This is a genomic window from Natronorubrum sp. A-ect3 (genome assembly GCF_041821125.1).
Taxonomy (GTDB): Archaea; Halobacteriota; Halobacteria; order Halobacteriales; family Natrialbaceae; genus Natronorubrum; species Natronorubrum bangense.
Genome location: NZ_JBGUBB010000004.1, coordinates 88,325 through 102,769 on the forward strand (window position 1 = coordinate 88,325; position 14,445 = coordinate 102,769).

Genomic DNA, 14,445 nt, shown 5'->3' on the forward strand with positions numbered 1-14,445 from the left:
TTCGGACGGCTGGGCACTCGTCTCAGACGTCGACGGTGTCGAGCCGTTGTTCGAAAAGCCGCTCGCCCGTCTCATCGCAGGTCACGGCGACCACATCGTGTGCACTGCAGCAGGATTCGACGACGTCCTCGCCCATGCTGACCGTGCCGCCGGTCGGACACGTCTCGAGGAACATCCGGAGGCTGTTACAGATCCGACCTTTCGTCTCGGGGTCGTGGTCGTCCCAGACGGGTGTCCACGTCTCGAGAGCACGGCTGGCGGCGACGTCAGCGAGCAACGCAGCGCGGGATGGCCAGCGGCCGGCCACTCCCTGCTCGGAACGGAGGAGATAAGCGTCGTCGTGGCGCTCGAGGTCGAACGCCTCGGGATCAGCGTCGAATCCGAACGCGTCGATGGGGGCTGCAGCGTCGAGTCCCGAGTCGGTCAGGGCTTCGATCTGCTCGAACCACGACTCCTCGAACGACTCGGTGAGACAGAGGTCGTCTTTGTCGGCACACGGCTCAAGGATCTCGTGCTCGAGAAAGTACGTCTCGGGGTCGGTGACGACTGGTTCGGCGTCTGCAGCAGGCGTCTCTGCAGTAGCGACGTCCGAGTCGGTGGTGTTGGTCGCTGATGTGGCGGTACCCGCCTCGCCAGCGGACTCTTCGGTCTCGGTAGGTGCCGGGTCACTGTCGGCTGGTTCCGAGCGCTCGGCGCTGTGTGCCGAGCCAGGTTCCCCAGCACTGAAGCCGCTGGCGAGGTCAGGCTCTGGGTCCTTGCCGAACCAGCGCAGGACTCCGGGCGGCAGATACCGTTTCGTCAGTGTCGGTGTTCCGGGGACGAGATAGCCGCGCAGATAGATGAGGGCGATAGAGAACCCGACCGCGAGCAGTCCGCCGAGTCTGGACTTGCGTGCGATGAGCGAGCCGACCGCGCCGGCGATAAGGAGGTTCAGTATCGTACACGGTTCACATCGGTTCTCACCGGTGTACGCCGGCTGTTTGAGATCGTCGACGATGTCGATATCCATATGGTACCAAAAAAACGTGGTCGAGGAGTATCTGCTTTTTGCACCCATCACTACGCTAATGGGTTCATCCTCAACGACCTCATTCGAGGCCAATGAGTCGCTCTTTTTGCTGGCGTGTGAGTTGCTTGATCTCATACTCGCGAGACATCGCGGCCGATTTCGAGTCGAATCGCTCAGCGTAACGGAGTTCAACGGGTGTTCGACCACGGGTGTACTTTGCGCCCTCACCAGCGTTGTGTTCGCCAACCCGTCGCTCGAGGTCGGTCGTATACCCGGTATAGAGCGAGCCATCGGCACACTCGAGTACGTACACGGCATGATCAGACATGTCCTGGCGGACGTACGGCGGAGACAGATTTCGGTCCACCGATTCAGCGATCCGTCACAGGGACAGTTGTGAGGGGCGCAGGACGATCATACCGAGGCGGGAAAAGCAACACGCAGTGGGGGCACGTGGTGATTGGGTTCGGTTCTCGGGAGGGATCAAGCGCCGCGAGCGCGTTCTTTCGCGGCTTCTGCGATCCCAGCATTGGCCGAGCAACTAACACACGCGCGGATTTCGCCGTTCTGGTCGGCAAACACACGCGCAAAGCGCTCGGAGACGTGCGCGCCGCAGTGGTCACACTTGGGCATTGGACAGTGGTCACACCGGCCGAAGCCGGTACCACAACCTACCCGGTGAATAGGTAAATAAGCTTCTCCAAACAGAGTTTGGCTTTTTGATCTGCACATAATATTTTCTGGAATCGGCACACGAGTTTCGGTTATAACTGTCACTGGTTCGACAATCGATCAATACTACCGGTATAGGGTACCGAATCCAGTGCCGGCATCGAGAACGCGACACGACTGGTGTCTCGTCGAAAGCGATGTACTCCCGTTTCAGCCGTATCCGTGACCGCTCGAGATGGTGACCGATCACCGTCGTATCGATGAGGGTGACTGTCAAGAGGTGAGAAACCCAGTCGATAGTGGCGATTACGGCGACGACGTTGCGAGAGACAAACACAGACGGCCGAGAGGCGAAGTACGCACGGATCCGACACCGCGCGCGAGCGGGATTCTTCCCGCCGACAACGGTCAAATCGAGGTCGGTAGCTCATCAAACATATACTTTCCGGTGGTTGGTGCCGTCGAAACAGGCGGGTCAACCGCTGCAGACACCGTATTCCCGAAAGTAACCAGAGCATTTATATTGGGGAAAGAGGAACCCGTACATCGTATGGCAGATCTTATCGTCAAAGCCGCCGTAAAGGAAGCGCTCGATGACAAGAACGTCGCTTCGGACTTCTACGAAGCACTCGACGAGGAAGTCGACGAGCTTCTCGAGGACGCTGCACGACGTGCAGAAGCAAACGACCGGAAGACGGTCCAGCCCCGCGACCTGTAAGGCTCGCCACTCGAGTATTTTTTATTGACGCTACGGTAGAGAGCCGTTGGCTCGGCTGTCGTCGAAAACGGAGTGATGCGGACTGCTGTACCGGTGTACCGCAGGACTGGTCGTGGTCGCGTCGAACTGACTGATAGCGATCCGTATGAGGGAGTTACTGCTGTCGACCGTCGAGGTACTCTTTCGTTCGCCCGAGGACGACGTGGTCGGCCGACTGTAGCTCCTCGACCGAGGCCGAGCCGGTGACGAACATCGCCGTTCGGAGTTCGAGTTCGAGCGTCTCGAGCAAGTCGACAACAGCCTCGGTTCCCTGCCCCGCAGGCCGGAGGAACGGCTTTGCGAGGCCGCCAGCGCGGGCACCGAGCGCGATCGCCTTGGCGATATCCAGTCCCGACCGGACACCGCCGCTGGCGATGACACAGTCGTGGATCGAAGCGGCCTCGTGTGTGCTCACCGCCGTTGGGACGCCCCAGGCGCGAAAGAGCTGTCCGATCGCTTCCTGTCGGTCAGCGCCGACGGCGGCCGCCCGGTAGGACTCGATGCCGGACCACGTCGTGCCGCCCTGTCCGGCGACGTCGATCGCATCGACGCCGGCGTCGGCGAGTCGCGTCGCCGTCTCCCGAGAGATACCGTTTCCAGTCTCTTTGACGACGATGGGGACTGAGAGGTCGGATGCGATCTGCTCGATTTCGGCCAGACAGCCACGGGCGTCGACGTCGCCTTCGGGCTGGACGGCTTCCTGTAAGAAGTTCAGATGGATCGCCATCGCGTCGGCGTCGATCATCTCGACGGCTTGTTCGACGTCGTCGACGTCGTACTCGAGCAACTGTGCCGCGCCGACGTTGCCATAGAGGAAGGCGTCGGGAGCGACGTCTCGGACGACTGTGTAAGACTCGAGCAGCGCCTCATCGTCGAGTTCGATGCCGGCACGCTGGCTGCCGACACCCATGGCGACGTTCATCTGCTGGGCGGCTTCAGCGAGATTGCGGTTGATTTTCGTCGTGTTCGGGTGGCCGCCGGTCATGCTTTCGATGACGATTGGGGCCGCCAGCTCGTGGCCGAACAGCGTCGTCGATGTGTCTATCTCGTCGCGATGGATCTCCGGAAGCGCATCGTGAACGAGCTCGATATCGGCGAACCCCGTTCCCGAGGTTTCGACGTCCTCTTCTTCGATAATTCGGATATGATCGTCTTTTCTGTCGGATGTCTCGGGCATCGAATCGTCTCCAGTGGAAAATAGCATGAGGAGGTTGAAAAGGTGTCCATCGACGCGTGTCGAGTGGCGCTGTCTCAGCCGAGACCGACTGGCGTTTTTTCACCCATGCTAGTGTACGACGGATATGTTCCACCCGTTACGAACGTTACTGATCGCGTTCGGAATCGCCGAGATCGCGAAACCACAGCCAGTGATCAACGCCTGCGAGCGAATCGGCCTCGAGAACGCCGAGGAGGCAGAGCTCAGACCGTGGGCGCTCTGGGGAGCCCGACTCGAGGGTGCCCTGTTCGTCTGGCTACTCGCTCGACGGGAGTCGGGCTGGACACCCGCCAGCTGGCTGCTTGGGATCGCCGGCGTCGTACTCGTCGTCCTCCCGCAGCCGATCATCGACTACAGCCAGCAGCTGGTCTACGCGAACGCCGACGACCTCAAGTTGAAACCGGTGGTGAAACCCACGGCCCGCCTGCTCGGCGTGTTGTATCTGTTCGTTGTCGCGCTCTCGGCGTCGGGCACCGAACCCGACGACAGCGAAGACGTGATCGAGCAGCGTACATGATGCGAGCAGTGGCGACCGGGTTCGGACTGCTCGAGGTCACCTACGAGAACCCCGAGGCACTCGAGACGAAATCGTAGGCAATACCGGCAACGCGGCTCCTCGGGACACTCGACGTGGCCGCCGGCGTGTTCGCTGACCGTGGGGCCACGCGGGAAGATGAGCCCCGCACAGCGCAGTCGCCACCAGAACAGTAGCGGTCAGTACTCCCGCACGTCGACGCCGTCGGCCGCCCCGACGTAGGTCTCGTCGGCTAGCCCGACGAACAGGCCGTGTTCGACGACCCCCGGAAGCCGCGAGAGCTGCGTTGCAAGCGTCTCCGGCTTCTCGATCGGGCCGAACGCACAGTCAACAACGAGGTTCCCGTTGTCCGTGACGACCGGCCCGTCTTTGTGTTCGGCGTCGCGAAGCGTCGGCTCGCCGCCGAGGTCGCGGATTCGGTCGGCGGCGACGGTGTGGGCGTCGGGAATGACTTCGACCGGGACCGACCGCTCGAGCACCGACTCGAGTTTCGAGGGGTCGGCGACGACGATAAATCGGTCGGCCGCCGAGTCGACGAGTTTCTCGCGGGTGTGTGCAGCGCCGCCGCCTTTGATCAGCGCGCCGTAGCCGCTCGCGTCCGGGTCGTCGGCGACCTGATCCGCACCGTCGATCGCGAGATCGACGCCGTCGACTGCGTCGAGTGTCGTCAACGGAATTCCTGCCTCGAGCGCCCGCCGGCGGGACTGAAACGAGGTCGAGATTCCCTGTACCTCGAGGCCGTCGTCGACGGCCCGTCCGATCGCGTCGATCGCGTAGGCGGCCGTCGAGCCGGTTCCAAGCCCGACGACGAACCCGTCTTCGACGGCTTCGGCTGCGCGTTCACCAGCGCGTCGCTTCGCTGTGTTTGATCCGCCCTCCGTCTTCATGCGTTGTACGGCGCACGGCGACGGGAAAAACGTTGCAATATCGTGGCCGTCCACAGCCACACGGAGTGTGTCCGATCGAAAATTATCAGAAACGATATTACTCCTGTTTGGCTCGAGGTTTTTTCGTCGCGGCTGTATACGAGTCAGTATGGCAACACCCGCAACCGAGGGAGAGCCCGGAACCGGGACAGCAGTCTCCCTCGAGAACGTTCGCAAGATCTACCAGCTCGGCGAGCCGGTCCACGCGTTGGACGGCGTCAGCCTCGAGATTCCACGCGGGTCGTATACGGCGATCATGGGTCCGAGCGGGTCAGGGAAATCGACACTGATGAATCTCGTGGGCTGTCTCGACACGCCGACGGATGGCACTGTCGTCGTCGACGGACAGGACGTCGCTGCACTCGACAGCCGGGAACGAACCACGCTTCGTGGGACGACGGTCGGCTTCGTCTTCCAGACGTTCAATCTCATGCCCAGGCTGACCGCCCTCGAAAACGTCGCGCTCCCGCAGCTGTTTCAGGACGTCGATCGCGCCGAGCGACGCGACCGGGCCCGGGAGTTGCTCGAGCGAGTCGGCCTCGCCGATCGAGCAGACCACCTGCCAAACGAGCTGTCGGGCGGTCAGCGCCAGCGGGTGGCGCTCGCTCGCGCGCTGGTCAACGATCCCGCGATCGTGCTTGCTGACGAACCTTCTGGAAACCTGGATACGGAGACCGAAGCCGACATCCTCGACCTCTTTGCGGAGTTTCACGAGGCCGGGACGACGATGGTCGTCGTCACCCACGAACGTCACGTCGCCGAACGTGCCGAACGGATCGTGCACCTCCTTGATGGGAAAATAGAGCGTATCGAGGACCTCGAGGACACGGGTAGCGGAGCCTCGAGTCACGCCGGGAGCGAGGCGAGTTCCTGATGCGGCCACTCGAGAGCCTGCGGCTTTCGTGGCGTTCGATCCGCGGGCACAAACTTCGGTCGTCGCTGACGACACTCGGGATCATCATCGGTATCGCGGCCGTGATCACGTTCGTTACGCTGGGGGCGAGCCTGCAGGCAGGCATTATCGGCGACATCAGCCCCGACGATCAGCGCAACAGCTACGGCTGGGCTGCCGATCCTGATACCGAAGGCGGCCCACTCGCCGGCGCTCAGCCCGTGTTCAGTCAGAACGATCTCGAGACACTGGACGCTGACGACGATATCGAGGCGGCCTACGGCTATATGCCGTTATCGACGCAAGCGCTCGTCTACGAGGGGGAGATATCACCCCAAAGTGACGCCTTGGTCGCGGCCGGCCCGCCGTATATCAGGGAGGATACGCTTGAGGAGGGCCGCCAGTTCGAGCAGGGCGAACGCGAGGCGGTCATCAACCCGGCTGTCGCCGGACAGTTCGAGGAGGACGTCAGCGTCGGCGACGAGCTTACCATCGCCTTACAGGGTGGCCAACAGACGACCGTCACTGTCGTCGGAATCACCGACACCTCCGAGGGGTTGAGCCCGTTCGAAGGGTTCGAGCCGTCGCCGCGTGTCTACGTGCCGACGGATCCGTACTACACCGAAGACGCTGCCGGTGCGCTCCCGGGTGGGATCGGTGACGAAGACGGGGCAGACACCCCGATGGGTGAGGACGCACTGTTCCTTGCGATCGTCGTCGAAGCCGAATCAGCCGACGAGGCGGCGGTCGATCGCGCCCAGGAGAGCGCGATCGCGTATCTCGAGAGCGACGAGTCGGACGCGGGCGAACTGCTGGGTGATGACCTCGAGATAACGCTGCAGACGAGCGCAGATCTCCTCCAGCAGCTTCAGGACGTCCTCGACCTGTTACAGAACTTCATCGTCGGAATCGCAGCAATCTCGCTTGTGGTGGGTTCGATCGGCATTGCCAACATCATGCTCGTCTCCGTGACCGAACGAACCCGCGAGATCGGGATTATGAAAGCGATCGGCGCCCAGAACCGAGAAATACTAGGGCTGTTCCTGGCCGAAGCGGTGATTCTCGGCGTGATCGGAGCAGTCTTTGGGACGGTGCTTGGTCTTGTCGCCGGCTATCTGGGCGTGTGGTACATCGACCTGCCGCTGGTCTACCCATACGAGTACGTCGCGCTGGCGATCGCCGTCGGGATTCTCGTCGGGATCGCCTCGGGGCTGTACCCGGCCTGGAAAGCGGCACGAACGGACCCGATCGACGCACTCAGATACGAGTGAGCTGACGATCCGCGACGGAGAGGGGACATTACCGTTGGTCTCGCCCGGTATCGCGGTCACGACTCGAGTCGTCTGCATCCGTGTCAAATCGATCCATCTCGCGGTCGTGGTCCTCGGGTCGGTCTGACCGCGGTCTTGGCGGTTGCGTCGGCTCGATCGATCCCGATCGACCCGTCGATGGCGAGAAGCCGATCGCCCGTCGCGTTCGGACGTGCTGGTCTGGATACTCTCGAGCGAGATATGCGCCAAGATAGCCACCAAACAGCGACAATCCGACCGTATAAACGAACAGGACTGAGACGAACACGAGGATTGCAAGCGCCACAACGGCGAACCCTTCGATCGGAGCTGCAGCGATCCCCATTCCGAACCCGAGGGCGCTGAGCCCGATAATTGCAAGGCCGGCAAACGGCAGAAACGTGATCGCACCTGCGAGCGCGCCGACGATCGCTCCCTCGCGAACGTCTGGCCCCTCGAGAAAGCCCGCAACGACGCCCCCGATGACAGTCGAGAGTGGGATAAACGAGAGGACGATCCCAACGACGGCACCGATGACGGCGTTAATGAGCGTTTTTGTGGTTGACATACGACATAAACGAGCGGGATGGCGAAAAATGATGGGGGACAGCGACCCGACTCAGTCGTCAGCCGGACGTGAACCGGACTCTTCGGGTTTCGTCATCGTGGTCTCGGTTCCGGCGTGTTCCTCTGGCGGCTCCTCGGGTTCGGCCTCAACAAGGTCACTGAACGTGGCCTCGCCGTTGACCTCGTCCGAGAGGAGATCAACTGCCTCAACGAAGACGGCGACAATCAGCGGGCCGACGACGATCCCGATCGCGCCGAGTGTGAACAGGCCGCCGGTGAAGCCGACGAAGTAGAGACTTCCAGGCAGGCCGGCGGAGCGACGGGCAAGTCGTGGCCGGACGCCGACGTCGGGGAACCAGGCGACGAGCCCAATTCCGAGGACGCCGACGAGAACGGCCGCAGCGAGCTCGCCGACAGCGACGTGATAGATCGAAATCGGGAGAATCAGCAGGCTTGGACCGATGATCGGCACGAACTGCAAGATCGCCGCAACGATCGCGAGCGTAAAGGCCGCTTCGTAGCCGAGCAACCAGAACAGCGGGTAGCCGATGATCAGCGTCGCGACCGACGTCGCAAGCTGGAGGACATAGATCGCATACAGCGTCTCGCGGGCGCGTTTGGCGAGCGCGTAGACGACGTCGCGATACTCGTGTGGGATCGGCGCGATCGCGGCCCGCCCAGCCGCATCACCCTTGAGCAAGAGTGCAAACAGCAGGATAACAAAGAGTGCGAATTTGATCGCAAGCACCGGCAGCGCCGAGGCAAACGAGACTGCAATACTGCTCAGCGCGTCGAGTGCGGGTGCCTGAATTTCGGCGATGTCGACCGTGTACGTCATGTCGAACGCCGTGATCGGAACCGATCGAGGGAGATCCTCGATGATGGACATCACCTGATCGACGCGGAAGTACAGCGTGACGAGAATCGGCGAGAAAACGGCGACGGCGCTGGCAAAGCCGATCAGCGTTGCGGCAGCCGCCGCGGTCCACTCCGAGAAGCCGCGTCTGACCAGCCAGCCCTGCACTGGCAACAGAACGTAGGCGACCGTCAGCGCGAACAGGATCGTGCCGAGTACCTCGAGCAAGATTGCGCCAGTTACGAGCCCGAGTAGCACGACGATCCCCCCGAGCACGTATCGGCGAGTCCGGTCTGCAGTCGCGTTCGGATTCGCTGTCACACCCATGGCTCACACTGCTGCGATAAAACCTTTCTGTGCAACAGAAGGTTGGGAACGAGCCTTATGTCTCGACTGCATACATCCGGTGAATGGACCGCCGGACGGCCGTTCGGACAATTGGAACAGCAGGCGTCGGCGCAGTGGCTAGCCTCGCTGGCTGTCTCACCAGAAACGGCGATGATGAGCCACCGAACGGCCCCGAAAACGGCGACCCAGAGCCTGATGAGCCAGAGTACGATGGCACGCTCCGAATCGCCACCTACCGATCGATGGTCACGGGACCGAATCCGGCCGGTCCGTGGCTCGAGGAGGCGTTTTTAGAAACGTATCCCGATGCCGACCTCGAGTGGATCGTTCCGGAGAAGGGTGTCGAACACTACGTTCGACGCGGCGAGTACGGTGCTGAGATCGATGTCGACGTCCTCCTCGGATTCACCGTCGGCGATCTCGCGCGGATCGACGACAGCCCTGGAGAGGGTGCGTTGCTCCGTGAGCTCAATCTCGATCGGATCGACAGGAGCGAGCGTCTCCGCGATGAACTCGAGTGGGGCGATCCACACAGCCGCGCACTCACCTACGACACGGGATACGTCAGCCTCGTCTACGACGAGACCGTCGTTGACGCACCCGAAACGTTCGACGACTTGCTCGAGCCAGCGTACGCAGAGACGCTGTTAGCCCAACATCCCACCCACTCCATGCCAGGCCAGGCGTTCTTGCTGTGGACGATCGACGCGATGGGAGTGGAAAACGCCCTCGAGTACTGGGAAGAGCTCGTGGCAAACGGCGTCGAGATACGTGACTCCTGGAGCGACGCCTACTACAACGCCTATCTGGACGAGCATCGACCGATGGTGGTCTCTTACTCGACCGATCCCGTCTTTGCGGCGGTCGAAGAGCGCGACCCCGAGCGCCACCAGGTCGCGTTCCTGAACGAGCAAGGGTATGCAGTTCCCGAAGGGATGGGGATTTTCGACGCGACGATGGAGCCCGATCTCGCCTACGCGTTTCTCGAGTTCCTCCTCACTGATGAGGCCCAGCTCGAACTCGCCCGACGGAACGTCCAGTTTCCGGCCGTCGACGACGTCGGCCCCCGACCACTGTTCGAAGAAGCGGCGCGCGAACCACCAGCGTCGGTTGCAACGAGCTACACCGAACTTCGCGGGCAGATCGACGAGTGGCTCACAGGCTGGACAGATCGATTCGAGGCAGAACGGACCGATGCGACGTGACTGATCGGCATGGGTGGGTTGCCAGCGCTCGAGCCCAACGACTCTGCCTTCCGTCACGAATTCCCTCAAACTGAGAACAGACAGCGTTACTAAAGTGGGAGAGTAGCCGACTGCTCGATAACAACGCTGGTGCTCGAGCGAGCGCCGGTCGTCCACAATCTGGACACGCCGTCGAGTCAGACGATCCATGAACGAATACAGCCTCCTCATCGCGGTCGCAAACACCGCAACACTGCTCACTGGTGGCGCCGTTGCACTGCTCGCTTACCGAGCCTTTCGGCGAACTGGATCAGGGGCGTTACGCGCAGTCGCCATCGGCTTCAGTTTTATCGTCGTCGGCTCGCTGGGCGGTGCAATCGCCCACCTCTTCGGGGGAAGCGTCGCACTCGGCGTGACGATCCAGAGTTCGTTCACCGCTGGAGGATTCATGATCTTGTTGTACTCGCTGTATGCCAAGACGACGACAACGACGACAGTGACGTTGCGCCGCTCCGACTGAGACAGCGCCAACAGCCACTCGGCCAGACGACGACAACGACGAGCAGACGCCTCGAGAGCTGACTACGACCCCGACTCGAGTCGAGATCGGAACCGCTCGAGGCCGAACTCGAGCATATCGGGACTCACCGTCTGGAACTCGCCGTCGTCGGGCAGATACGACTGCACGGAATCCCAGCTCTCGCGAGCGTACCGTTCGTCCAGCAAGACACGAACACCGATGTCCTCGGGCGAGCGGATAACGCGACCGATCGCCTGTCGAGCCTTCCTGACGGCGGGGATCGTTAGCGCATACGTAAAGCCGTCCCCGAACGCGTCGTCGTAGGCTCGTCGCACAGCTTTGGTTCGTGGACTCGAGGTGTTGACGATCGGCACACCACAGATAACAGCCGCGGAGAGCCGGTCGCCGCTGTAGTCGACGCCCTCAGTCAGGGTGCCGCGAAGACTCGTAACGAGAGTCTTCCCCTCGCCCGCGAAGAACTCGTGTTTGAGCGATTGGGTCGTCTCATCGTCGCTTGCAGCGTCGAGCAACACCGGTTTCTCGAGGCGAGCCTCGAGTTGACCGGCGATCCACTCGGCCTCGGCGTAGCTTGGCATTCCGACGAGGACGTTGCCCGGCAGGCGGCCGATTCTCGAAATCGCATCGGTGTACGCCGCTCTGGTTGGGTTTTCCTCACCCGGTCTCCCGCGGTTATCGTAGGTAAATTTCGGGACGGACACCGCGAAGCTCTCGCGGTTTTCCGCGGGGAAGTGTAACCCGTAGCGTCGCTCGACGACGGGTCTGTCTTCCTCGCGAGCGAGATAGTCGAGACCCGTCACTTCGGTGAACGCGTCCATCGGCTCCAGCGTTGCACTCATGAGAATTCCGCCGCCAAAGGATCCAAGCCGGTCACCGATCGCGTCGCTTGGCACGCAGTTGTGCAGAGCGAGTCGGGCGCTGTAAGCCCGGCGCCAGGAGTCGGCTGGCTCGGTTTCGTCCCACGTGCGCTCGAGTTCGATCTCGCGGAAGTAGTCGGTATGGTCTCGTCGGTACCACTCCCCGAGGATGCGACCCACCGCGGGCGCAGCACGGGTTCGGTCTTCTTCTTCAGCCTCGTTCAAAATCCGTTCGACGACGGCTCCGACGGATTCGGCGCGGACCCACTCGGCGTCGCTGTGGCCTGCCTCGCGCGCCCACGCGGTGAGTTCGTCTTCTGCCGGCTCGGCTGGATCGCGAAGCGGAATTTCTGTATCGGAAAGCTCGTGGAGATTTGACCGCCACCCTCTGTGATTTCGTTCGAGATACGCCGTCACTCGACGATCGAGTTCCTCCCGGAGGTCGCGGATGAACTCGAGGGTACGGTTGAGTTCCTCGAAGGAGACGTCGCTGTCGTCCAGTTCCGCGCGCACGAGGTCGGCGTCGGCCGTCTTCGAGCCACCCTCGGCATGTCGACCTTCGCGTTCGAACGTTATCGGTTGGATAACTCTCGAGAGTTCGGTCTCGGCGTCGCGCAGCGTCGTGTCGGCGACGCCGTCACTGACGAGATCGCGCACGCGCGGCTCAAGCATATGCGCCTCGTCACAGACGACGAACGTCGAGTCATCGAGCAACGCGCCGGTAAACGAGCCAGTCGTCCGCGGGTCGAACGCGTGATAGTAGTTCCCGAGCACGACCTCGGCGTGGCCGAGGACGGCCCCCATGATCGAGTGCGGACAGCTGCCATGAGCTACTGAGCGTGCGACGAGATCCTCGGGCGTGATCATGCCGGCCTCGGTGAAATCGTAGGGAATCGCCTCGCTCGCGTCGCCGTCACTGCCTTCCTCGGGGAGATCCTCGAGATACTGGGCATAAAATGGGCAGTACTCTGTTTCGGCACCGACGGGGCCGCCGTCCGAGTAGGTCGGCATCTCCGGGGGGTAGGCAGCCGTCTCGCCGGCAGTCTCGAGAAACCGCCCGCTCGGACCGGAGCGGCCGCTGTCAGCGAGGCCGGTCTGTTGTTGGCGTGCGCTTGCGGCGAGGCTTGCAGCGGTCGTCTCGCCTCCCTCGCCGGAGAGATCACGAGTTCGATCCCGCAGCGTCTCACAGCGGTCGTAGACGTTGCCGTCGTCGATCCCACCCGCCCCTTCGCGGTTGTACGGACAGACGTCGGCCTTGCCAACGAGGGTGAGCCCCGAAACCGGAGTCCAGTCGTCGGGCAGGTTCTCGTTGATCGTCTCGAGGTCGGCTTCGAACTGGCGCAGTTGCTGTTTGACGCTCGTGAGCACGAACACCCGCTCGTAGTCGGTCTCGGGATCGCGCACGAGGTCGATCCCCGCCGTGAGCGCGATCATCGTCTTGCCGGTGCCACAGGCCCCCTCGACGACGGTGTAGCCGTCGTCTCGAGCGGTGTCGATCGTTGTCTCGATGCCGTCGACCTGCTCGTCGTAGGGCTCGGCGTGGCCGAAGATCGAGCGCCAGTCCGTCATGTCTCCCGTACTCATCGTCGGTCCTGCATAGCGTTGACGGAGTGTGTTGGCCGCGTCATCGGTTATAAACCTTCGTCGGTGTCGACTTGGTCTCGCAGCTGGGTCAAATTCGGCAACCGACCGTCGGTACCACCGGGAGCGTGTGTAGGGGTGTCACTTTAATTCGGTGAGCCCCTAGTATAGCTATGAAAGTCCCCAAATCCCTCCGGAACGTCGATGACGGCGGCGCAGTCGTTCGAACCCTCGAGTACGAAGACGGCAGCGTCATCGCGGTCGACTTCGGAACCTCGGCTTCCGATATCGCCGTCGATATCGTCGGCTCGATAGCGATTATCGTCACCGACGACGAGCAGTTCGAGTTCGAACTGCCGCCGGAAGCCAGCGACGTCTCGGTCCACAACGGCGTGTTGACGATCGAGGACTGACGCCAGTCCTGCCGTCGACACCGGACTGAGACGCAGCCACTAGCACTGACACGCATCCCCGAGTGCGAAATCGGCTCGAGCGAAACACAACGCATTCCCCTGCTGCGACGGTAGGTCCAGTATGAGCGATTCCACTGACACTGACAGCGACGTCGATGTCGAGCGCTGGCGCGACGAACTCGAGTCGAAACGCGACGAGAAAGACGACTTCTTCGCCGAGCACCCGCAGTCGCCGATCCCACCCGAGGAACGCGACGCGTTCGACGGCCTCGAGTACTTCACGCCGGACCCGGAGTACCGCGTGACCGCGACCGTCGAGGCCCACGACGACCCCGACGTCGTGTTGATGGAGACGAGCGCGGGCCGAGAGATGCGCTATCTGCGCGTGGCGACCCTCGAGTTCGACTTAGAGCGCGAGGACGAGGCCCTCGAGGACGGCACCTACGAACTCGCGGCGTACCAACTCGAGAGTCCGAACGAGGAACCGCTGTTTATCCCGTTCCGCGATAAGACGACCGGCCAGCAGAGCTACCAGGGCGGCCGCTACATGGAACTGTCGCCGGATCAGGACCCCGCAGATGGCGACGAACTCGTCGTCGATTTCAACCTGGCGTACTCGCCGTTCTGTGCCTACAGCGAGACGTTCGACTGCCCACTCCCACCGGAAGAAAACTGGCTCGAGATAACGATTCCGGCCGGCGAGCGATTCGAGTAGAGGGTGGCTTCCACTCGAGTCTCAGCTTGAAAACCCACCGAGGGAGGCGTGGCTCGAGTCGAAAGAAAGGGGTTGCCAGTCGGCGGGGTG

The 14,445-nt window shown here is 62.3% G+C and carries 15 protein-coding genes; 8 read left to right on the forward strand and 7 right to left on the reverse strand.

Going from position 1 to position 14,445, the window contains the following annotated elements; translation table 11 throughout:
• Positions 1-22: 22 nt before the first annotated feature.
• A complete protein-coding gene (locus ACERJA_RS14380; RefSeq protein ID WP_373608953.1) occupies positions 23-1,009 on the reverse strand; it encodes a hypothetical protein in 987 nt (328 codons plus the stop codon).
• 79 nt (positions 1,010-1,088) lie between these two features.
• On the reverse strand, positions 1,089-1,337 hold the full coding sequence (locus ACERJA_RS14385; RefSeq protein ID WP_373608954.1) for a GIY-YIG nuclease family protein: 249 nt from the start codon (positions 1,335-1,337) through the stop codon (positions 1,089-1,091).
• Positions 1,338-2,231: 894 nt separating this feature from the next.
• Here ACERJA_RS14385 and ACERJA_RS14390 point away from each other — a divergent pair.
• A complete protein-coding gene (locus ACERJA_RS14390; RefSeq protein ID WP_005578700.1) occupies positions 2,232-2,399 on the forward strand; it encodes a DUF1931 family protein in 168 nt (55 codons plus the stop codon).
• A gap of 154 nt (positions 2,400-2,553) precedes the next feature.
• Here the strand turns inward: ACERJA_RS14390 and fni are convergent, their stop codons facing one another.
• A complete protein-coding gene (fni, locus tag ACERJA_RS14395) occupies positions 2,554-3,615 on the reverse strand; it encodes a type 2 isopentenyl-diphosphate Delta-isomerase (protein ID WP_373608955.1) in 1,062 nt (353 codons plus the stop codon).
• A gap of 124 nt (positions 3,616-3,739) precedes the next feature.
• On the opposite strand from fni, the gene ACERJA_RS14400 reads away from it, so the two are divergent.
• Positions 3,740-4,171, forward strand: a complete 432-nt coding sequence (locus ACERJA_RS14400; RefSeq protein ID WP_373608956.1) for a hypothetical protein — start codon at positions 3,740-3,742, stop codon at positions 4,169-4,171.
• A gap of 197 nt (positions 4,172-4,368) precedes the next feature.
• Here the strand turns inward: ACERJA_RS14400 and rpiA are convergent, their stop codons facing one another.
• The gene (gene rpiA / locus ACERJA_RS14405; RefSeq protein ID WP_373608957.1) at positions 4,369-5,076 is read right to left on the reverse strand and encodes a ribose-5-phosphate isomerase RpiA; all 708 of its coding nucleotides are present in this window, start codon (positions 5,074-5,076) and stop codon (positions 4,369-4,371) included.
• A 148-nt stretch (positions 5,077-5,224) separates the two neighbouring features.
• Here rpiA and ACERJA_RS14410 point away from each other — a divergent pair, with 148 nt between their 5' ends.
• Positions 5,225-5,989, forward strand: a complete 765-nt coding sequence (locus ACERJA_RS14410) for an ABC transporter ATP-binding protein (protein WP_373608958.1) — start codon at positions 5,225-5,227, stop codon at positions 5,987-5,989.
• A complete protein-coding gene (locus tag ACERJA_RS14415; RefSeq protein ID WP_373608959.1) occupies positions 5,989-7,278 on the forward strand; it encodes an ABC transporter permease in 1,290 nt (429 codons plus the stop codon). The genes ACERJA_RS14410 and ACERJA_RS14415 overlap by 1 nt, the downstream gene beginning before the upstream one ends.
• Positions 7,279-7,306: 28 nt before the next feature.
• Here ACERJA_RS14415 and ACERJA_RS14420 read toward each other — a convergent pair whose 3' ends face one another.
• Together ACERJA_RS14420 and ACERJA_RS14425 are read right to left on the reverse strand one after the other, a co-directional pair.
• Entirely contained in the window at positions 7,307-7,864 is a 558-nt protein-coding gene (locus ACERJA_RS14420; RefSeq protein ID WP_373608960.1) for a DUF5518 domain-containing protein, read from the reverse strand.
• A gap of 51 nt (positions 7,865-7,915) precedes the next feature.
• A complete protein-coding gene (locus tag ACERJA_RS14425) occupies positions 7,916-9,046 on the reverse strand; it encodes an AI-2E family transporter (protein WP_373608961.1) in 1,131 nt (376 codons plus the stop codon).
• An 83-nt stretch (positions 9,047-9,129) separates the two neighbouring features.
• Between ACERJA_RS14425 and ACERJA_RS14430 the strand changes: the two genes are divergently transcribed.
• On the forward strand, positions 9,130-10,272 hold the full coding sequence (locus ACERJA_RS14430) for a thiamine ABC transporter substrate binding subunit (RefSeq protein WP_373608962.1): 1,143 nt from the start codon (positions 9,130-9,132) through the stop codon (positions 10,270-10,272).
• 187 nt (positions 10,273-10,459) lie between these two features.
• A complete protein-coding gene (locus ACERJA_RS14435) occupies positions 10,460-10,771 on the forward strand; it encodes a hypothetical protein (RefSeq protein ID WP_373608963.1) in 312 nt (103 codons plus the stop codon).
• A gap of 62 nt (positions 10,772-10,833) precedes the next feature.
• On the opposite strand, the gene ACERJA_RS14440 is transcribed toward ACERJA_RS14435, so the two are convergent.
• Entirely contained in the window at positions 10,834-13,215 is a 2,382-nt protein-coding gene (locus tag ACERJA_RS14440; RefSeq protein ID WP_373609063.1) for an ATP-dependent DNA helicase, read from the reverse strand.
• A 185-nt stretch (positions 13,216-13,400) separates the two neighbouring features.
• On the opposite strand from ACERJA_RS14440, the gene ACERJA_RS14445 reads away from it, so the two are divergent.
• A complete protein-coding gene (locus tag ACERJA_RS14445; protein ID WP_373608964.1) occupies positions 13,401-13,640 on the forward strand; it encodes a hypothetical protein in 240 nt (79 codons plus the stop codon).
• A 121-nt stretch (positions 13,641-13,761) separates the two neighbouring features.
• On the forward strand, positions 13,762-14,355 hold the full coding sequence (locus ACERJA_RS14450; RefSeq protein ID WP_373608965.1) for a DUF1684 domain-containing protein: 594 nt from the start codon (positions 13,762-13,764) through the stop codon (positions 14,353-14,355).
• Positions 14,356-14,445 lie beyond the last annotated feature (90 nt).

Bases quoted from the DNA above. Each gene is read 5' to 3' on its own strand.
- ACERJA_RS14410 (WP_373608958.1), top strand. From the start codon at position 5,225: ATGGCAACACCCGCAACCGAGGGAGAGCCCGGAACCGGGACAGCAGTC.
- ACERJA_RS14445 (WP_373608964.1), top strand. From the start codon at position 13,401: ATGAAAGTCCCCAAATCCCTCCGGAACGTCGATGACGGCGGCGCAGTC.
- ACERJA_RS14425 (WP_373608961.1), bottom strand. From the start codon at position 9,046: ATGGGTGTGACAGCGAATCCGAACGCGACTGCAGACCGGACTCGCCGA.
- rpiA (WP_373608957.1), bottom strand. From the start codon at position 5,076: ATGAAGACGGAGGGCGGATCAAACACAGCGAAGCGACGCGCTGGTGAA.
- ACERJA_RS14440 (WP_373609063.1), bottom strand. From the start codon at position 13,215: ATGACGGACTGGCGCTCGATCTTCGGCCACGCCGAGCCCTACGACGAG.
- ACERJA_RS14380 (WP_373608953.1), bottom strand. From the start codon at position 1,009: ATGGATATCGACATCGTCGACGATCTCAAACAGCCGGCGTACACCGGT.
- ACERJA_RS14450 (WP_373608965.1), top strand. From the start codon at position 13,762: ATGAGCGATTCCACTGACACTGACAGCGACGTCGATGTCGAGCGCTGG.
- ACERJA_RS14415 (WP_373608959.1), top strand. From the start codon at position 5,989: ATGCGGCCACTCGAGAGCCTGCGGCTTTCGTGGCGTTCGATCCGCGGG.
- ACERJA_RS14385 (WP_373608954.1), bottom strand. From the start codon at position 1,337: ATGTCTGATCATGCCGTGTACGTACTCGAGTGTGCCGATGGCTCGCTC.
- ACERJA_RS14400 (WP_373608956.1), top strand. From the start codon at position 3,740: ATGTTCCACCCGTTACGAACGTTACTGATCGCGTTCGGAATCGCCGAG.
- ACERJA_RS14390 (WP_005578700.1), top strand. From the start codon at position 2,232: ATGGCAGATCTTATCGTCAAAGCCGCCGTAAAGGAAGCGCTCGATGAC.
- ACERJA_RS14420 (WP_373608960.1), bottom strand. From the start codon at position 7,864: ATGTCAACCACAAAAACGCTCATTAACGCCGTCATCGGTGCCGTCGTT.
- ACERJA_RS14435 (WP_373608963.1), top strand. From the start codon at position 10,460: ATGAACGAATACAGCCTCCTCATCGCGGTCGCAAACACCGCAACACTG.
- ACERJA_RS14430 (WP_373608962.1), top strand. From the start codon at position 9,130: ATGGACCGCCGGACGGCCGTTCGGACAATTGGAACAGCAGGCGTCGGC.
- fni (WP_373608955.1), bottom strand. From the start codon at position 3,615: ATGCCCGAGACATCCGACAGAAAAGACGATCATATCCGAATTATCGAA.